The organism is Pseudomonas sp. LBUM1671 (assembly GCF_059695685.1).
Genome location: NZ_CP166782.1, coordinates 5,500,034 through 5,518,674 on the forward strand (window position 1 = coordinate 5,500,034; position 18,641 = coordinate 5,518,674).

The window sequence follows — 18,641 nt, forward strand, 5'->3', positions numbered from 1 at the left end:
GGGACCAATGAACATCAGATGGAGTTGTTTTTATGGGCCCATGGCTCGATAGCGTGACAGGTTGGCTGGCGGCTAACCCGCAATGGCTGGCCGCGGCGGTGTTCATCGTGGCATTCGTGGAATGCCTGGCAATTGCCGGGCTGATCGTGCCCGGCACGGTGTTGCTGTTCGCCGTGGCGGTGCTGGCCGGCAGCGGCGCGTTGTCCTTGAGCGAAACGCTGTTGCTGGGGTTCGTCGCCGGCGTGCTGGGCGATATCGTTTCGTACTTCATCGGTCGACATTTCCACCAGAACATCCGGCGTCTGCCTGGGCTGCGCCACCATCCGGAATGGATCGCCGGCGCCGAGGCGTATTTCCAGCGCTACGGCATCGCAAGCCTGCTGGTCGGCCGCTTTATCGGCCCGCTACGGCCGATGCTGCCGATGGTCGCCGGGATGTTCGACATGCCGTTCCCGCGCTTCGCCGCTGTCAGCTTGTTGGCCGCCGCAGGCTGGAGCGTTGCGTACCTGCTGCCCGGATGGGCCACGGGCGCGGCGATTCGCTTGCCATTACCCGAAGGTTTCTGGCCTGAAGCAGGGATCGTCGCCGGCAGCATTGCGCTAATGATCGGCTTGAGCGTGACCAGCAGCCTGCGCCGCCATCGCCACGCCACCGCCTATATAGCGAGCTTCGGCTTGTTGATTCTGGCGGGGCTGTTTATCGGCTACCCGCACCTGACCGCGCTCGATCAAGGCGTGATGACCCTGGTGCAGGAACACCGCAGCCCGATGCTCGATGAAGTGGCCGTCACCTTCACGCTGATCGGCGAATTCCGCAACATGCTGGTGTTCAGCGCCCTGCTGACTGGCTTGCTGCTGCTCACCCGGCAGTGGCGCCAGGCGATTTTCGCCGGCGGCACCCTGCTCTTCACCGCGCTAGGCAACACGTTCACCAAACAATTTTTCGCCCGTGTGCGCCCGGAAGTGCTGAGCGACCCGCTCACCAGCTACAGCATGCCCAGCGGCCACGCCTCGGGCGCCTTCGCCTTGTTCCTGACCCTCGCCGTGCTGGCCGGTCGCGGCCAACCGCCGCGCATGCGCCTGACCTGGTTGCTGCTGGGCTGCCTGCCGGCGCTGGCGATTGCCTTGTCGCGGGTGTATCTGGGCGCGCATTGGCCGACGGATGTACTAGCCGGCGCGATGCTGGCGGCTTGCGTCTGTGCGGCGAGTTTGTGGCTGAGCCAACGTCAGACGCCGCTCAACGCCATGCCGCCCAAGATCTGGTGGCTGGTGTTGCCGGCGCTGGTGGCGCTGTTCGGTTTCTTTGCGTTGAGGCATTTGCCGCATGCGATGTTGCGGTACGCCTACTAAGTGCAGCTACAAAAAACCCGGGCGCAATGCTCGGGTTTTATTGGACGTGACCAGAGTTTAATCTCCTAGACCTTGTCGCGCTCACTGCCATTTACTAGTCCATCAATCGTTATCAGTTATTTCTTAAACAGCTCCCCACATCTGTCAAAAACAACAAACATCCAGAAAAACAAATACCATCGAAATAGACATAACGTCATGCAATATTCACTACCACTCACGGAGCACTCATCAATTATAAATAACCTATGAAAGATAAAAACTCATGCCCCTACCCGCCACGCTGACAAATAGAAACAACGCTATAAATATCACAGATATTTTACCGTCCCCCTCCGTTACACCACTCGTTGAATCCCACCCTATCAAGCAAACTTCAGAAAACAAATCCTCCGCACTAAAACCCAGCCTTCAAGATCTCGACGCATTATTTGGTTTTCTGCACTTCGGGGAGTTTTCGGTCAGTCGCGTAGAACTTCATACAATGGGCGCCATGATCAATGGTGAATTTATCACCAGCACCAACACTTACTTCGCAATGCCTGATCAGGTATTCATCGATTCACTGGAGTTTGATCCTGCCAAGGTCGAACAACGTATCAAAGCCGTGGAAGCACACCAGAGCCATATCCCCGCCACTCTGCTTTTTGAAATCGCCACACAACGCTCAACCACCGCTCCTCCCTTGTTAAAAGAGTCAGATGCCTCGACGGTGCCCGCTGAGAAAATCAGCAACCTGTTGAAATCAACCCAGCGCCTCGACATCCACAAAAACCCCTTGCCCGATCAATTGCCTGCCTGGATTGACAGGACCAAGAGTTATGGCATGAGCTCCATGGGCGCCGGACTTCAGGCATACGGTCTCTACAGCGCGATTATCGGCACAGCTGAAGCGATCAAGAAAGGCCATTGGGACGAAGCGGCGATCAATGTCGGGGGAGGCACAGCAGAGATCGGCTCGCTGATTATCGAACGCGGTCTGGCGAAGACTGGCGAGGCCATGATTCGCAGCGGAGCAAAAACGTTTGAACATTTCGGCAGAACAACCGTTGGACAAGTACTGAGCAAAGGTGCCGGCCTGATGGCCAGTGTCCTGACGCTGCCCTTCGATCTCTACACAGCGATCAAATCGTTCAACGATGCCGCCGACGCCAAGGGAAAAGAAGCGCAAGACCATTACTTCAATGCCGCCCTCAGCCTGACCAGTGCAGGTCTTTCCACAATACTTGGGTGCGCCGCGCTACTCGGCTTCAAAGCCGCCGGCCCTGTGGGTATCGCTGCCGCCGCAATATTGATTGTCGGCGCCAGAATTTATGGTGCCGCACGGACTGTTGACGACATCGACGATTACATCGAGCTGAGCATGCATGAACGCTGGCGGGCAGGTTGGTTTGCCTTTACCGGTCAGAATCAGGACCAAGAGGTCCTGGACCGTTTTGCCGTCGCCAAAACCTACAGCGATTATGCCAAGGCGCTCGATAGCACCGGCACCGGCTGGCTCAAAAATGAACTGAAGGACAGTGTCGAAGCGGTGGTGAACGGGCGATTTGAAGTGCAGTTACAACCCACCCGACACCATAAGTTTCAATGGGATGAAGCCAGCGGCGAACCCTCCTTTGTAACGGTCAACGTCCCCGTGATCAAAGAGACCGATGACATCTACGACGCCACAGACGGTCTTCCGACAGGTATTCCCAATGCCCTTGTCGGTGAAACAGGTCCTTCCAAAGGGGTCCTCTGGCAACTGGGCGGCGGCAACGACAGCATCATTGGCGTTCGAAGCAAACCGAACTACTTCAACTATTCCTCCGGAATTAAAACGCTGAACGGAGGCGACAAGAACGATTCTTTCCTTTTCCAGTCCGCCGCTCAAAGCCTCAAGAAAGCGCCTTCAACCGGACAGGTCAATACATTACGAGGCGGAGCCGGCACAGACACGTTATCGCTTCAGGGTAAGCATGTTCCGGTTCGCCATGGGCCGGATGACACGATGTATGTTGGGTACGACATCAATCTGATGAGTGGAAAGCTCGGGTTACGTTCACCGGATAACGCCACCGCTCCAGTCCTGCACTCAAACATCCACTCCATCGAAAAGGTCGAAACCCTGGCCGGTGCGCATAACCTTGTGACGGGTTCCGACGAGGCTGACTACATCATTGCGAACGGCCACGACCGCATCAATGCTGGCGCGGGAAATGATCAGATCGTCGTCCGAGGCAACGACTGCAGCGTCAATGGGGGTAGCGGTGCGGATACCTACTACCTCAATGGCATGACGCATTCGGTATCCATTGCAGAAGATGGCGAAGATCTTAGCGTCATTCACCTTGGTGTAACGCTTGAGTTCGTGCAGGACTGGCGCATCCGCGATAACGCATTGGTCATTTCATCCCTGCAAAACGCGGAGTCTTTCCAGCCGGAAAGGCAACTGGTCATTAATGACGTGTATGAAACGCAGGCGGATAAACGCTCGTTACGAAACCCCATGCTTTTATTTGTCACTGAGGACGGGTACCAACTAAAGGCCGATCTGCCCGCCCTGATAAACGGCCTGACCGAGCAGAGCGTCAACGTCATTGTTGTGGTGATGGGAACACCAAAAACACCGCCCTTCATTGTCAACAGCCGTGTTCAGCGAGTGCCTAACCCCAGCCTTTCGTCCTACTTTGTGGCCCGCGAGACTTATAGAACCGTCTTTTTTGTCGACAAGCCAGAAAGCCTTACGCCCAGTGTTTTATACATAGACTTTGACAGTGACGAAATCACAGCGATCGACGCCATTTACACAGTGACCTCCACACCTCGAAACAGCTTTAACTACCTGAATTATTCAAACACCCATTTCCAGATTTCGTTCAAGAGCGGTAGCTCCCTACTGATTCACGGCAGTGTGGAAGAGGATCCCGGAAAAAAAACCGATAGGGGCGCCGGCATCATGTCCTCGGGCTGGAAGACCGTCCACCCGTTCACCCTGGTAATGCGTAACGGTAAATCCTACTGGTTGGACTTCCCTAAAAACGCCTACCTTGATGACAGCAAATACCCTGGGTACAGAGTCATCGACAGCGCCGCCTCATTGCGTGAAAAACCCGGAAAATACGTATTCGCTAAACCGACTTGCGATAGACGTCTTTTGAAAGCGGCTCCGCAGCGTGTCGATTTCGATTCAGCGTCACACAGCTCCGTTTATTCGCTGGAAGGGCAAGCCTCATCCTATGACATCTACCCGACCGGCAATACATCCCTTCGGCTGTCGACTCCCGGTGCCGCGGCCAAAACCTCCAGCGCCTCGACCTGGAACATTTACACGCTTCGCCTGGCAGAGAACATCACTCTGCAAGGGATAAACATCAAAAACAATTTCCTGAAAATTGGAAGTGTCCATATTCAACTGCCAAATACCGAAGTGTCTGACATACCGCTGGAAACGATCAACGTTATTGTTTCATCAGGAAGCCGCTATCGCATCGACCCTTTGTTCGAAGTTGCCGTCTTGCACGCCATCAATGCGAATAGTTACCCAAGCATTGCCGCCATCGTATTGGACATCATTAAACACAAACAAAATGACGGCCTTGTCGCCGAACTGATAAGCATTGAAAACCTTCGAACGAACGACACCACGCAAGGAAACATTTATTACGACACAGAAATTGACAACTGGACTATCGACACGGACTGGTCACGTAGCTTCAAAATCGAAAACCTGGAGATTGTGAAATAACCTGGCCCGCCTCAACCCTTCATTCCACATTTATTCAGTCACCCCAATTATTAAACATTGAGGAGCGCCAACATGCGTCCAAAACCGCCACATCGATTAAAACCGGACGGAGTCAACTTATCACCTGACGCGCTGGAACCACCCCGATTGCCCGGAAACGAAACGCTCACGAGGCAACATTCAAGCATCGTCGACCCGCATGATTTTCATCCTCAAGGTCGGCAGCCATTCCTGCCAGATGAAAGACAGATCAGCGGAGCAACCAGTGTCGAAGGCGTATCGGTGCCCGAGTCGGGGGTGGAGATCTCGGATACGCCAGGGTCGGGCCCCGGTGAACTGGCGGTCCAGTACGGCCTGGAGACTTACTTGCTGCGACCCGCCCTGCTAAGCGGCATGCAACCACCCGATGGCCAGGGGTTCCGGTGGATGAAAGGGCGCAAGTTTGTTGATATCGAAAATAAGGGAACCGCGTATGTGGAATTCGACATCGTCACCGGAACCTACCGTGCGACTGATCTCTACCGGAAGCTCCCTTCCGGCCCCGCCCTGTACAAAAATGAGGGAGCACTGACCTGGCGTCAAAAAGAAGCGATCACCGAAGGCAGTCCTGATCAATCTGCCCGACATCAACATCCAATTGTCGAGGCGCAACCCGGACACAGCAGGAGTCGCTCAGACTCTCTGGAGCAGGAATCACTCGCCTCCCAACCCAGTGCAAAAAAAACAGAGACTGACTTGACCGCTCAGTCGAACACACCTGATACCGTCGACTCTGTCGATGCTGGAAGGCTGTTAATCGATGGGCCATTGAAATGGCTATACCCGAGCAAGACAAGCAGCGAACGCTACGAGTTACTTGAATCGTACAACTTAACCAGCGGCCAACTTACACGCTTGCTTCGAGACATGAACGAAACTCGCACTTTTCCTGCGTGGGCGGAAACTCATAAGCACTTATCTTCACAAGCGGACAACTCTCAAAGATTCGACCTCATTGCTGCCGAGGTTGCTCTGGTCATCCCCCAACTAAGACGTCAGCCACAAGACGATTACTCTCCACACGACTTATATTGCTCCAGCGAGTTTCTCGGCCATTTTTCCGCGTCGATCGGTTATCAGCGCAACCAACACGGTCTTTTATACCGTACCGATATTCCCGCCATGTTCAGGGGGGATGATCGAACGCCGTTCGAACTGGCAAGGGATCGGCGAATGATCGCGCGCGAAGGGCATCCTCAAACGGTCACACAACGAGCGCAAAGCGCTACTTTTCTCCTGTCAGATGCGAAGGATTATGCAAGCAACCTGGGTGGGCACGCGAAAAACGACAAGTTGCGATACAACGCACAGGCCAATCTATTTCCTGGAGTGCGAAAGTATCCAAAAGGCAGGTTTGATGATGATTCTGACGAGGACTACCGTAACGAGTCGTCGAATTCGGATTCCGACAGCTCATTTACGCTTGATAAGTCGCGAGACTATGAGCCCATCAGATACAGGCAACATGTTGGTTTTATCTACATGATCGACACCCGTGGTATTGAGGTGGTGCCGGGGCGAGAAAACCTCTATCTCAATGATGATGGCTCGAGCAGCTTCCAGCCCGACGCGCTGGAAGGCGTTATCTCAATATCGAAAAGGGGATTGAGTTCCGACCGGGTATGGTTAGTCAATTCAGATCTGACTCGTGCCGCCCCCGTCAATGAGGTTTACGAGCAGGCAGGTAACAACGCTGACGCCATAGAACATGAAACCTGGATCGGTACCTTTAACCGGGATCGTTATGATCAGTTGGTTGATCAAGTCGTCGACAAAGGCTGGGGGATCACATTTCCGGAAAACCAGGCGATCTCTTCCGACGATATTGTTTGGCCGACCATAGAACCCAGGTCGTAAGTCATTTGCTACATAAGCCCCATAAACTTTCTTTGCTTAAACGGATTTGAGCACCTCTACCATGCCTGTAAAACCCCCTACGAAGCTTCCTGCAGTAGACATCTCAACAATCAACGTCAATCCGCCGCCAATACGGCCCGACAGAGACGCCCTGGTTCCACCACCGGCAATGCCAGGCAGCTCCGTTTTTCATCATGGACAATCGCCAAGTCCGGCGAGGCCTGAACACGGGACGGGCGCCACCGTTGCAATAACCTTCGATAGAGGGGGTCGCGTGCCTGCGAAACTGGACATTACGGAAATCTCCGTAAGACAACCGTTACAACCCTTGGCAGACTCGAGTCTGACACCCTATCTATTGCGCCCCGCCATGCTGCGAACTATGCCGCTGCCCGACGAACTCGGGTTTCGGACAATCGTCGCACGCAAATTTGTGGACGTTAAAAACGAAGGAACCGTCTATGTGGAATTCGATGACGCCACCGGGGCTTATCGAGCGACAGACCTTTACAAAAAGCAGCGGCAAGGACCTGCGCTTTACAAAAACGACGGGGAAGCCACCTGGAGTCAGCGGCCTCGGGCGAGAGAAACAGTCACTCTGAAACGTTCCCGGCCCGATGAGTCAGTGCTTGAAACAACCCTCCCCGACAAACATCCAAGAGTCCAGTCTCCAGGTGCGCCACGGAGCATTGAGGATGCGCCTGCAAGCCCCCGCCCGGGCAATACGCAATGGGGTCAGAACCCACGGGCTGAGTTGATCGATGGTCCACTTCAGTCGCTCTATCCAGACAAAACAGCCAACGAGCTTGAAACACTTCTAAGGTCTTACAATTTATCCCCGGGACAGCAAACACGCCTGCACAGGGACATGGTGGAAAATCTCAAGATTCCCGAATGGGCTGAACAGCATAAGCAGGTGAGCAGGGATACCGGTAATCCTCATCGACACGACCTGCTGTACAGCGAGATAGAGCCAAACCTGATTCACCTGAGGAACGGAACCGCAACTACTGGCCTGTATGACCTTCATCTCAGTTTGACCAAAGAGTTTCTCGATAGCTTTCTGCTAAAGGCTGGCTACTTGCGAAACAGAAACAACTGCCTGTACCGGACCGATATCCCGGCTGTATTCAGGGGGGATGAACGCACACCGTTTGAACTGGCAAATGATGGCTGGATGCTGCCCCGCTACAACCATAAACCCTATGCAACCACCCAAAAAGCCATGAGCGTCACAGTGAGTTTGAAGGCGGCAAAAATGTATGGCGGGGACGAGCCGGACCCGGAATATCTGCTTTACAACAGTCAAACCAATAAATACCCGGGCAAGCAACCCGATGACGCCAGCGACGACTCCGATGCCTCCACGACCTCTCAGACCGCCAGCAGCGGATCAGAGTCGGACAGTTCGCTGCAACTCGACCTGGAGCGCAACTACGAAACGACCAGGCACAACCAGAAAATTCAGTTTGTTTATGCCATCGACAGCCGAAACATGGAAATCGTACTGGGCGAAGAAAACCATGCGTTCAACCGCGCAGCAAACGGCCCGAACTGGTTCCCCGAGGATGATCTGGAAGCACTGCTTTCAGTCTCGAGACGAGGCATCAGCGCCGATCGGATCTGGGTTTTTGATTCCGCCCACCAAAAAGCGGTGCGCGTCAAAGATCTCCGGGATCACGCCGATGACGCCGATGACTCCTACGCCCGAAGAGTAGAAGAACGAACACACTCCGGCGCCAGCAACACAGATGAGTATGACCTTCTGATTGCTGAGGTTGCAGCGGCTGGCAAACCGGTCCTTTTGCTCAGTGGCGACAAGGAGTGGTTTGCCAACGATATCGTCTGGCCTTCACTGTCGGAAAATCAAAGCTAACGCGGCGTTCGACTTACCCTGCAATCAATACCCCGAAATCAGGCAAACAACTCACCCTGCAACTCATCCAGCAGCGCCTGAATCGCATCCAGTCGCTGTTGGGGATCATCGAGTTGCAGCAGGTCGATCTTGTCCACTTCAGCGAACGGCAGCAGATACGCCAGTTGATTGGCCAGCGACTGTTGCCCGGTCGCTTCGGTGCCCATGTTCAGCGCCTCGACCATCGGGTGTTCGGCCAATGCCTTGAGGAGTGCGACCAGGTCGGCGTCCTCGTCCTGCAGCGGCTGCTCAGGCTCGTCCTCCAGCCACTCGACGTCAGCGACGGTCAACTGATCGCGCTGCACCTCGGTGCGCAAGACATGAAAGCGCCGCCCGCCCTGCACGCGAATGCCCAGCAGGCCGTTGTCCTGTTGCTTGAAATCGGTGATCAGCGCCTCACACCCCACCAGCGCATAGCCGGCCGGAGCGATGCCGACTTCTTCGCCGTCGAGAATGCACACCACGCCGAAGCCGCCGCCCTGCTTCATGCAGCGGCCGATCATGTCCAGGTAGCGCGCCTCGAAGATCTGCAAGTCGAGGATGCAACCAGGGAACAGCACCGTGTTCAACGGGAAAAGCGGCAAGCTCATAGACATTTCCTTACACCACTATCGACACCGCCAACGGCAGGAACACCGCCGTGGCTACGCCCATCAGACTCATCGCCAGCGCCGCGAAGGCGCCGCATTCTTCACTTTCCTGCAAGGCCACCGAGGTGCCGACCGCGTGGGCGGTCATGCCCAGCGCCATGCCCCGGGCTTCAGGGCTGTGCACACCCAGCCGGGTCAGCAGACTCGGCCCGAAGATCGCACCGATCACGCCGGTGATCAACACGAACACCGCCGCCAGCGCCGCGACACCACCGATCTGCTCGGCGACCAACATGGCAATCGGCGACGTCACCGACTTCGGCGCCATGGTCATCAGGATCATGTGCTCGGCGCCAAACCACCAGCCCAGCAACACGCCCATGCCCGTGGCAACCACGCCGCCTATCACCAGCGTAGTAAATATCGGCCAGAACAACTGCCGAATCCGTCGCAGATTGAGGTACAGCGGCACCGCCAGTGCAACGGTCGCAGGCCCGAGCAGGATGCTGAGGATCTCGGTGCTCTTGCGGTATTCGATAAAGGTAATGCCACACACCGTCAGCACGCCGATCACCAACAGCATGGAGACCAGCACCGGTTGCAGAAAGATCCAGCGGGTCTTCTCGAAGGCCGCCAGCACCAGCTGATAAGCGCCCAACGTAATGCCGATGCCGAACAACGGATGATGGATCACCGAATCCAGCGCGCCGTGCCAGTCGAGGATCATGGGCGATCTCCGCGGTGGGCATGACGCTTGACCATGCGCTGCATCAGCACCCCGGCAAACGCCATGGACAACACCAGCGACAACACCAGTGCGCCGACGATGGCCCAGAAATCCGCGGCGATGTCCTTGGCGTAAACCATCACGCCCACGGCCGGCGGCACCAGCAGCAACGGCAAATAACGCAGCAGGCTGCTGGCCGCCAGGTTCAGCGGCTCGCCGACCTGCCCGCGTGAAATCAGGTACACCAGCAACAGCAGCAGGCCGACAATCGGCCCGGGCAGTACCGGTAAAAACAAATGGTTGATGGCTGTGCCCAGCAATTGGAACAGCACCAGCCAGGTCAGGCCACGTAACAACATCCAGCATCTCCCGCACGCACTCCCCACCAAACAGGGGCCGGGCATTATAAGCACGTCAACGCTATGGATCGGCATTCGCCAAAAGCATGGTCGGTTGACCGGAGCAATTTGCCATGTTGATCTAAAGTGGTTCACAGGGAGGCCAAATCCCCCCACTCGAAAAACTATAAATCCGATGAAACCCAAGGAGAGTCTCAATGCCCTATGTTCCCGTTGCAGAGCTCAAAGATTATGTCGGCAAGGAACTCGGACGTTCCGAATGGCTCACCATCGATCAGGAGCGCATCAACCTGTTCGCAGAAGCCACAGGTGATTATCAGTTCATCCACGTCGACCCGGTCAAAGCCGCGCAAACGCCATTTGGCAGCACCATTGCACACGGATTCCTGTCGCTGTCGCTGATCCCGAAACTGATGGAAGACATCCTGATCCTCCCTCAAGGGGCGAAGATGGTGGTCAACTATGGTCTGGACAGCGTGCGTTTCATTCAGCCAGTGAAGGTCAACTCCAGGGTTCGACTCAAGGTCGACATGAACGAAGTCATCGAGAAGAAACCCGGTCAATGGCTGCTCAAAGCCACCGCCACGCTTGAAATCGAAGGATCGGACAAACCGGCGTATATCGCCGAGCCGCTGTCCCTCTGTTTCGTCTGACACAGGCCTGATTGCGAAACAGCTCACGCTGTTTCGCGCCGTGTCTCTGCCGTGTCTCTATAAATGCGACACATAGCTGCGGCATACTCCGTCGCATAATTGCCCGGATCCCGCTATGCGCTCACTTGCCCTCCTCGCCTTGACCCTGTTGCTCACCGCTTGCGGCGATGGCGAATCGCTGCTGCCCCCCGATGCCCGCTTGCCGGACGGCGGGCGCTATCGCGGTGATCTGGTCAACGGCTTGCTGCAAGGCCAGGGCCGCATCGACTACCCCAATGGCAGCTGGTACGCCGGCGAGTTCGACAAAGGCCAATGGCATGGCCAGGGCGAATGGCATGGCAGCAACGGCGAGGTCTATCGCGGCCAATTCAATCAAGGCTTGTTCGACGGCCAAGGCACACTGACCACCAACGGCAGCAGCTACACCGGCGGATTCAAACTCGGCCGTCGTGATGGCGAGGGCACGCTCAAAGAAAACGCGATGACCTATCGCGGTGAATTCAAGGCCGATCAATATTCAGGGCTCGGTCGTCTCGAACTCGACGACGGCAGCTCTTACCAGGGCCAGTTCGCCCACGGCAAACCCAACGGTGAAGGCCAGCGCGGCGACGCCAGCGGCAATCAGTTCACCGGGCACTTCAAGGACGGTCAGCTGGAAGGCAACGGGACCTTCAACAGCGCCGATGGCGACATCTACGTCGGTGGCTTCAAGAACAATCAACTGCACGGCAAGGGCCGCTACGAGAACGCCGACGGCGATGTCTGGCTGGGCCAGTTCAAGGAAGGCTCGCTGAACGGCAAGGGTGAGTTGATTGGTGCCGATGCCAGTCATTACGTCGGCCAGTTCAGCGACTGGCGCTTCAGTGGCCAAGGCCGATTGAACCTGCCCGACGGCAGCTTCTACATCGGCCAGTTCGACGCAGACGCCTATTCGGGGCGCGGCACGCTGGTGCTGACGGACGGCACGGTGCAAAGCGGCACGTGGATCAATGGTCAGCGGGTCCGCGATGCCGATGGCAAATTGTTGCCCGATAGCCTGGAGCTCGGTTTGTTGGCCCAGGGCCGCTTGCTCGACGATGCACTGACCAACGTGCCGGCCTCGACGCCAGCGGTTGAGCTGTACACGTTGACCGTCGGCGGTGACGGTAAGCAGAGCGTGTTCCTGCGTGAGTCCGATTACGTCAGCAACATGCTGACCAGCCGCTTCGGCGCCTTCGGCCAGATCCGCCTGGTGAACCATCGCGATCACCTCGTCGACCGGCCGATGGCCACCCGGGAAAACCTGCGCCGCGCTGCGCTGACCCTCGCCGAGCGCAGTGGCCCGGAAGACTTGATTTTCATCTACCTGACCAGCCACGGCAGCAGCGAACATGAACTGGTGCTCGACCAGCCGCGCATGGAGTTGGCCGATCTGCCGGCCGATGAACTCGCCGCCGTCCTCGCGCCGCTGAGAAATCGCGACAAGATCATCGTGATTTCATCCTGCTACTCCGGCGGTTTCATCCCCGCGCTCAAGGATGAACGCACGCTGATCATGACCGCCTCACGCGCTGACCGGGTGTCCTTCGGTTGCTCGGAAGAAGCCAATTTCACCTACTTCGGCGATGCGCTTTTTGCCCAGGCACTAAACCAGACCGATGACCTGGAGCAGGCCTTCAAGCTGGCCAAGGCCACGGTGGCGGAGCGTGAGCTGGCTGACGGCTTCGAAGCCTCTGAACCGCAGATCTGGGCGCCGAAAACCGTTCTCTCGCACTGGCAGCTGTTACGCAAGCAGCAGGCACGAAAAGCACTACAAAGTGTCTCTATCAGCAACAAGGATGCAAAGAGCAACTAAGCTGAACAGTATCAAGGGGGAAACACTATGTACTTGACGCCTCAGCATGTATTGCTTGCCGGAGCTACCGGGTTGACCGGTGAACATTTGCTTGATCGCCTGCTCAATGAGCCAACGATTTCAAGGGTATTGGCCCCCTCACGCCGGCCACTGGCCGAGCATCCCCATCTGGAAAACCCGGTCGGTGACCCGGCGGTGTTTCTGCCGCAACTGAACGGTCGTGTCGACATCGCCTACTGCTGCCTCGGCACCACGATCAAACAGGCCGGCTCCGAACAAGCCTTTCGTGCGGTGGACCTGGACATGGTGGTGGCGTTCGCCAAACGTGCGCGGGAGATGGGAGCACGACACCTGATCGTCATCAGTGCCTTGGGGGCCGATCGCAGATCCTCGGTTTTCTACAACCGGGTCAAAGGCGAGATGGAATATGCATTGCGCGCGCAGGACTGGCCGCAGCTGACCATTTGCCGACCTTCGGTGTTGTTGGGCGAGCGACTCGAACCGCGCACGGCTGAGCAATTCGTCGGGCCGTTGTCGCGCTTGATCCCTGGCAAATACCGCGGCATCGAAGCCTGCCAATTGGCGCGGGCGATGTGGCGGCTGGCGCTGGAAGAACAGGATGGGGTGCGGATTGTCGAGTCGGACGAGTTGCGCAAGTTAGGCAAATAGTCCGCAGGACCTGTGGCGAGGGAGCTTGCTCCCGTTGGACTGCGCAGCAGTCCCTGTTTTGGGGCCGCTTCGCGACCCAACGGGGGCAAGCCCCCTCTCCACAGGGTCTCCTACAACCCACCCGTCGCCTGAAAACTCACCCCGATCACCGTCAGCAATGACAACGGCAATAACAGCGTGTCGAGCAACGCGCTGGCCGGCAGATCGACACCAGGGTAGCTCGGCGCTTCGGCGCCAAACCGGTCCATGGCGCAGCACCCACCGTTCATGGCGTACAAATCAAGACGCGTCCCCGCGTACACCACTGGCGCTCCCGGCTTGGCGGCGTCCAGCGTGCGCGCCGTGGCGCAGCCCGTCAGTTGCAGCGCCAGCAGCATAATCAGCAGCTTATTCATCGCTGCTCAAATGATGTTCGCCCCAGCGCGGCAGCATGTCTTGCGGGATGTTCAACAGGTTGAGAATCCGTGCCACCACAAAATCGATCAGGTCATCGATGGTCTGTGGCTGGTGATAGAAGCCCGGCGAAGCCGGCAAAATCGTCACGCCCATGTTCGACAACTTGAGCATGTGCTCCAGATGAATGCTCGAATACGGCGCCTCGCGCGGCACCAGAATCAACTGGCGACGCTCCTTCAACGTCACATCGGCAGCCCGCTCGATCAGGTTGTTGCAGGCACCGGTCGCGATGGCCGACAAGGTCCCGGTAGAGCAAGGCACCACCGCCATCGCCGCCGGCGCACCGGAGCCCGAGGCCACCGGCGACATCCAGTCTTCCTTGCCGTACACCTTGATCTGCCCGGCCGCCGCGCCGGTGTATTCAGTGAGGAAGGCCTGCATCGACTGCGGCTTGGCCGGCAGCGTGACGTCAGTTTCGGTCGCCATCACCAGTTGCGCCGCCTTGGAGATCAGGAAGTGCACTTCGCGGTCTTCGCGGATCAGGCAGTCGAGCAGACGCAAACCGTACTGGGCGCCCGAAGCGCCGGTCATCGCGAGGGTGATGCGTTCCGGGCCGTTGTTCATTGCAGCGCCTCGGCGAGTTTGCCGTGCAGGCCGCCGAAGCCGCCGTTGCTCATGATCACCACGTGGGTGCCGGGCTGGGCCTGGCTCTTCACGCGCTCGATGATACCTTCCAGGGAGTCGCTGACAATCGATGGCACCGTGCACAATGCGGCGGTCGCGCCCAAGTCCCAGCCGAGGTTGGCAGGGGCGTACCAGATCACTTGATCGGCATCGACCACGCTTTCCGGCAAACCGTCACGGTGAGCGCCGAGCTTCATGGAATTGGAACGCGGCTCGATGATCGCAATCAACGGCGCATCGCCGATGCGTTTGCGCAAGCCGTCGAGGGTCGTCGCAATCGCCGTCGGGTGGTGAGCGAAGTCGTCGTAGATGGTGATGCCGCGAACCTCGGCGACTTTTTCCATCCGGCGCTTCACGCTTTTGAACGCGCTCAACGCGGCGATGCCCATGGCAGGCACCACGCCGACATGGCGAGCGGCCGCCAATGTGGCCAGGGCGTTAGCGACGTTGTGCTGGCCGGTCATGTCCCAGTCGACGACGCCTTGGGCCACGCCTTCGAACATCACTTCGAACTTCGAACCGTCTTCGCTGAGCAGTTTGACCTGCCACTGACCGCCGGCACCGGTGGTTTGCACCGGGGTCCAGCAGCCCATCTCGATGACCCGCTGCAACGCCGGCTCGGTGGTCGGGTGGATCACCAGGCCTTCGCTCGGGATTGTGCGCACCAAATGGTGGAACTGCCGCTCGATGGCGGGCAAATCCGGGAAAATGTCTGCGTGATCGTATTCCAGGTTGTTCAGGATCGCCGTGCGCGGACGGTAGTGAACGAACTTGGAGCGCTTGTCGAAGAACGCGCTGTCGTACTCGTCCGCTTCGATGACGAAGAACGGCGTACCGCCCAGACGCGCTGACACCGAGAAGTTTTGCGGCACGCCGCCGATCAGGAAACCCGGGCTCATGCCCGCGTGCTCCAGGACCCAGGCGAGCATGCTGCTGGTGGTGGTTTTGCCATGGGTGCCGGCGACAGCCAGGACCCAGCGACCTTGCAGCACGTGGTCAGCCAGCCATTGCGGGCCGGAGACGTAAGGCAGGCCTTTGTTGAGCACGTATTCGACGGCCGGGTTGCCGCGGGACATGGCGTTGCCGACCACCACCAGATCCGGTGCCGGATCGAGTTGGGCGGGGTCGTAGCCTTGGGTCAACTCAATGCCCTGCGCTTCAAGCTGAGTGCTCATCGGCGGATAGACGTTGGCATCGGAGCCCGTCACGTGATGGCCCAGCTCTTTGGCCAGAACTGCCATCGAACCCATGAAAGTGCCGCAGATACCAAGAATATGAATGTGCATAGTCGACCTCGTAAAACATGGCCGCAGGTTAGCGTAGGGAGGAGAAAATCGCACTCTTTAGCTGATGGGGCCCCGGTCTCTGTGGCGAGGGAACTTGCTCCCGTCCGGCTGCGCAGCAGTCGTAAAACCTGAGTTCGCGATGTACCTGATACACCGTAGTTGCAGATTTTTGGGCCGCTTCGCAGCCCAGCGGGAGCAAGCTCCCTCGCCACAAAAGCCTCTAGCGGGCGATTCCGTGTTTGCGCAGCTTCCGATAGAGGGTGTTACGACTGACGCCAAGCTGTTCGGCGGTATGCGTCATGTGCCAGCGCGTCTGCTCCAGCGCATTAAGCAACGCCAGCCGCTCTGCATCGTCCAGCGGATATTCGGAGGGCTCTTCGACGGCCACAACCGGCACCGGCTTAGCCTGACGAATCATCGCCGGCAAATCCTCCAACCCGATCCGCCCGTCGTCACACAACGCCGCCAAGGTGCGCAGCACATTGCGCAACTGCCGCACGTTCCCCGGCCAGACGAAGCCCAGCAAAGCTTGCCGGGCCGGCTCATCGATCAGTACGGTTTCCCCGCCCGCTTCTTCGGCCAGCAGGAAATCAAGCAGCTGCGATTTGTCACTGCGCTCACGCAACGCCGGCAACGCAACCTCCAGCCCATTGAGCCGGTAATACAGGTCCTCGCGGAAGCTACCGTCCTGCACCCGGTCCAGCAAATTACGGTGAGTGGCGCTGATGATCCGCACATTGACCGCCTCCGGTTCGCCGCCAATCGGCACCACCTGACGATCTTCCAGCACTCTTAGTAGTCGGGTCTGCAACGCCAACGGCATGTCGCCGATTTCATCGAGGAACAGCGTGCCGCCGTCCGCCTGCTGCAACTTGCCGCGCATGCCTTCCTTGCGCGCGCCGGTGAAGCTGCCGCCGCGATAACCAAACAGCTCGCTCTCGATCAGGCTTTCAGGGATCGCCGCGCAGTTGAGGGCGACGAAGGCTTTTTCCGATCGCTGGCTGGCCTGATGCACGGCTTTGGCAAAGGCCTCTTTGCCGGAACCGGTTTCGCCATTGATCAACAGCGGCACGTCTCGCTCGAAGACCCTCAAGGACTTGCGGAAATCTTCCTGCAACGCGGCATCGCCCAGGCAAATGCCCGACAGACGCGGACGCTCGGCAATCGCCGGGCTTGGCACCACGGGTACCGGAATGCTGCGCGGCTGCCCGCGCAACAGGGCAAACAGGCTCCGCCCATCGCGGGTGCGCAATGGCCAACTGGCGCTGGCGTTGACACTGGCGCGGCCGAGCAAGTCGTCCAGCGAGCAATCGAAAAACGCCTCGACCGGCTTGCCCAACAATCCACCGCGAATATGCCCCAGCAGGTTCAACGCACTCTGGTTGACCGCACTGATGCGCCCTTCTCCGTCGAATGCCAGCAACCCTTCGCTGAACAGCCCGACGGATTCAGCCTGCAAGTGAAAGCGCAGCAGCCATTGATTGTCGAAGTAGCGCAGGAAATAGCAGCTCTCGATCATCTTCGCCGACAGATTGACCAGAGCCATGGTGTGGAATTGGCTTTGTCGTGAAACCTCGTGACGCGCCGAGGACACGTCAAGCACCGCCAGCAGCTCGCCGTGAGGGTCGAACACCGGGCTCGCCGAGCACGTCAGGCCCGTGTGGCGGCCGCGAAAGTGTTCATCCTGGTGAATGGTCAGCGACTGGCGCTCCACCAGGCAGGTGCCGATACCGTTGGTGCCTTCGCAGGCTTCACTCCAGTCGGCGCCGAGCCACAGGCCTGCGCGTTCGAAGATTTTCCGTTCGGCAGGTGCAGTGACGCAGTTGAGGATCACCCCGCGGGCGTCGGTCAGCAGTACGGCATGCCCGGCGCCGGAGAGTTGCTGATGCAGGCTGGTCATTTCGTTGCCGGCAATGTGCAGCACTTGCTGCAAGCGTTCGCGGCTTTCGAGCACCCGCCCATGTTCCAGCACCGTCGGCGCCATGGTCAGGGCCGGGTCGAGGTGATAGTCCTCAAGACAGCGCAGCCAGGAACGGGCAATGGACGGATCGCTGCCGGGACCGTGCAGGTGGGATTTGCCCTGAGTGACGGTCAAGACTTGCTGGGCATGGCGACTCAAATGGTTGTCGTGCATTTCTTATTATTCTCCCCGAGAGCTGTGCTGAACCCCACGAAGGGCTGACACACATCCTGTGGCGAGGGAGCTTGCTCCCGTTCGAGTGCGAAGCGCTCGCCAAAAACCATAATCGGCAGACATTTTGGGGCTGCTTCGCAACCCAGCGGGAGCAAGCTCCCTCGCCACAGAGAAATACCGGTGCAGTGATTTGTGGCCCAGCATCCTCCAGCCATCGGCGCATTGCAATGCTGGCCAGACTCGCCAGTCACAGGTTGTGCCACAAGCGATACAAAGTGTCACAGGGGCTGTACCGAAAGCGTCACAGGCGCGGCCCGCCTGTCCGACAAAAACCACGCAAGGCCTTGATTTGCCTGACCTGCAGGGCAGTGGCCCGACCTTTGCTCTACGCTTATAGCAGGCGCACATGCGCTCTCCCTTAT

14 protein-coding genes are annotated in these 18,641 nt (G+C 58.0%); 7 read left to right on the top strand and 7 right to left on the bottom strand.

The genetic code is table 11. From position 1 onward, the window contains the following. Positions 1-32: 32 nt before the first annotated feature. The 4 genes from ACA060_RS25455 to ACA060_RS25470 all read left to right on the top strand — a co-directional run bounded on the left by ACA060_RS25455 (position 33) and on the right by ACA060_RS25470 (position 8,848). Positions 33-1,349: a bifunctional DedA family/phosphatase PAP2 family protein gene (locus ACA060_RS25455; protein ID WP_497313928.1), complete on the top strand. Its 1,317-nt coding sequence runs from the start codon at positions 33-35 to the stop codon at positions 1,347-1,349. A 265-nt stretch (positions 1,350-1,614) separates the two neighbouring features. Beyond that, positions 1,615-5,076: a calcium-binding protein gene (locus ACA060_RS25460; protein WP_497313930.1), complete on the top strand. Its 3,462-nt coding sequence runs from the start codon at positions 1,615-1,617 to the stop codon at positions 5,074-5,076. Between the two features lie 72 nt (positions 5,077-5,148). Then, positions 5,149-6,972, top strand: a complete 1,824-nt coding sequence (locus ACA060_RS25465; protein ID WP_497313932.1) for a hypothetical protein — start codon at positions 5,149-5,151, stop codon at positions 6,970-6,972. A 274-nt stretch (positions 6,973-7,246) separates the two neighbouring features. Beyond that, positions 7,247-8,848 carry a hypothetical protein gene (locus ACA060_RS25470; RefSeq protein WP_497313934.1) on the top strand — a complete coding sequence of 534 codons (1,602 nt, stop codon included), beginning with the start codon at positions 7,247-7,249 and terminating at the stop codon, positions 8,846-8,848. Between the two features lie 38 nt (positions 8,849-8,886). On the opposite strand, the gene ACA060_RS25475 is transcribed toward ACA060_RS25470, so the two are convergent. The 3 genes from ACA060_RS25475 to ACA060_RS25485 are packed head-to-tail and all read right to left on the bottom strand — an operon-like array spanning position 8,887 to position 10,563. Further along, a complete protein-coding gene (locus tag ACA060_RS25475) occupies positions 8,887-9,477 on the bottom strand; it encodes an LON peptidase substrate-binding domain-containing protein (protein WP_007946676.1) in 591 nt (196 codons plus the stop codon). Between the two features lie 10 nt (positions 9,478-9,487). After that, on the bottom strand, positions 9,488-10,204 hold the full coding sequence (locus ACA060_RS25480; protein ID WP_109635146.1) for an LrgB family protein: 717 nt from the start codon (positions 10,202-10,204) through the stop codon (positions 9,488-9,490). Further along, positions 10,201-10,563, bottom strand: a complete 363-nt coding sequence (locus ACA060_RS25485; protein WP_109635147.1) for a CidA/LrgA family protein — start codon at positions 10,561-10,563, stop codon at positions 10,201-10,203. Before ACA060_RS25485 ends, ACA060_RS25480 begins: the two co-directional genes overlap by 4 nt. Positions 10,564-10,760: 197 nt before the next feature. Between ACA060_RS25485 and ACA060_RS25490 the strand changes: the two genes are divergently transcribed. From ACA060_RS25490 to ACA060_RS25500, 3 genes are all read left to right on the top strand, one after another. Beyond that, the gene (locus ACA060_RS25490) at positions 10,761-11,216 is read left to right on the top strand and encodes a MaoC family dehydratase (protein WP_010467353.1); all 456 of its coding nucleotides are present in this window, start codon (positions 10,761-10,763) and stop codon (positions 11,214-11,216) included. A 115-nt stretch (positions 11,217-11,331) separates the two neighbouring features. Further along, positions 11,332-13,050, top strand: coding sequence for a C13 family peptidase (locus ACA060_RS25495; RefSeq protein ID WP_497313937.1), 1,719 nt, complete (start codon positions 11,332-11,334; stop codon positions 13,048-13,050). 27 nt (positions 13,051-13,077) lie between these two features. After that, the gene (locus ACA060_RS25500; RefSeq protein WP_109635151.1) at positions 13,078-13,719 is read left to right on the top strand and encodes an oxidoreductase; all 642 of its coding nucleotides are present in this window, start codon (positions 13,078-13,080) and stop codon (positions 13,717-13,719) included. 110 nt (positions 13,720-13,829) lie between these two features. On the opposite strand, the gene ACA060_RS25505 is transcribed toward ACA060_RS25500, so the two are convergent. From ACA060_RS25505 to ACA060_RS25520, 4 genes are all read right to left on the bottom strand, one after another. Then, positions 13,830-14,114 (bottom strand): YceK/YidQ family lipoprotein, encoded by a 285-nt coding sequence (locus ACA060_RS25505; RefSeq protein ID WP_109635155.1) that lies wholly within the window; start codon positions 14,112-14,114, stop codon positions 13,830-13,832. Further along, a complete protein-coding gene (gene ubiX, locus ACA060_RS25510; protein ID WP_497313940.1) occupies positions 14,107-14,739 on the bottom strand; it encodes a flavin prenyltransferase UbiX in 633 nt (210 codons plus the stop codon). The genes ACA060_RS25505 and ubiX overlap by 8 nt, the downstream gene beginning before the upstream one ends. Further along, positions 14,736-16,085 (bottom strand): UDP-N-acetylmuramate:L-alanyl-gamma-D-glutamyl-meso-diaminopimelate ligase, encoded by a 1,350-nt coding sequence (mpl, locus tag ACA060_RS25515; RefSeq protein WP_109635158.1) that lies wholly within the window; start codon positions 16,083-16,085, stop codon positions 14,736-14,738. The genes ubiX and mpl overlap by 4 nt, the downstream gene beginning before the upstream one ends. A 220-nt stretch (positions 16,086-16,305) precedes the next feature. Next, complete coding sequence (locus tag ACA060_RS25520) at positions 16,306-18,219, bottom strand: sigma-54-dependent Fis family transcriptional regulator (RefSeq protein WP_497313942.1); 1,914 nt, start codon at positions 18,217-18,219, stop codon at positions 16,306-16,308. Positions 18,220-18,641 lie beyond the last annotated feature (422 nt).

Coding starts and splice junctions, on each gene's coding strand:
- ACA060_RS25500 (WP_109635151.1), top strand. CDS start 13,078: ATGTACTTGACGCCTCAGCATGTATTGCTTGCCGGAGCTACCGGGTTG.
- mpl (WP_109635158.1), bottom strand. CDS start 16,085: ATGCACATTCATATTCTTGGTATCTGCGGCACTTTCATGGGTTCGATG.
- ACA060_RS25465 (WP_497313932.1), top strand. CDS start 5,149: ATGCGTCCAAAACCGCCACATCGATTAAAACCGGACGGAGTCAACTTA.
- ACA060_RS25485 (WP_109635147.1), bottom strand. CDS start 10,563: ATGTTGTTACGTGGCCTGACCTGGCTGGTGCTGTTCCAATTGCTGGGC.
- ACA060_RS25480 (WP_109635146.1), bottom strand. CDS start 10,204: ATGATCCTCGACTGGCACGGCGCGCTGGATTCGGTGATCCATCATCCG.
- ACA060_RS25460 (WP_497313930.1), top strand. CDS start 1,615: ATGCCCCTACCCGCCACGCTGACAAATAGAAACAACGCTATAAATATC.
- ubiX (WP_497313940.1), bottom strand. CDS start 14,739: ATGAACAACGGCCCGGAACGCATCACCCTCGCGATGACCGGCGCTTCG.
- ACA060_RS25520 (WP_497313942.1), bottom strand. CDS start 18,219: ATGCACGACAACCATTTGAGTCGCCATGCCCAGCAAGTCTTGACCGTC.
- ACA060_RS25490 (WP_010467353.1), top strand. CDS start 10,761: ATGCCCTATGTTCCCGTTGCAGAGCTCAAAGATTATGTCGGCAAGGAA.
- ACA060_RS25455 (WP_497313928.1), top strand. CDS start 33: ATGGGCCCATGGCTCGATAGCGTGACAGGTTGGCTGGCGGCTAACCCG.
- ACA060_RS25505 (WP_109635155.1), bottom strand. CDS start 14,114: ATGAATAAGCTGCTGATTATGCTGCTGGCGCTGCAACTGACGGGCTGC.
- ACA060_RS25475 (WP_007946676.1), bottom strand. CDS start 9,477: ATGAGCTTGCCGCTTTTCCCGTTGAACACGGTGCTGTTCCCTGGTTGC.
- ACA060_RS25495 (WP_497313937.1), top strand. CDS start 11,332: ATGCGCTCACTTGCCCTCCTCGCCTTGACCCTGTTGCTCACCGCTTGC.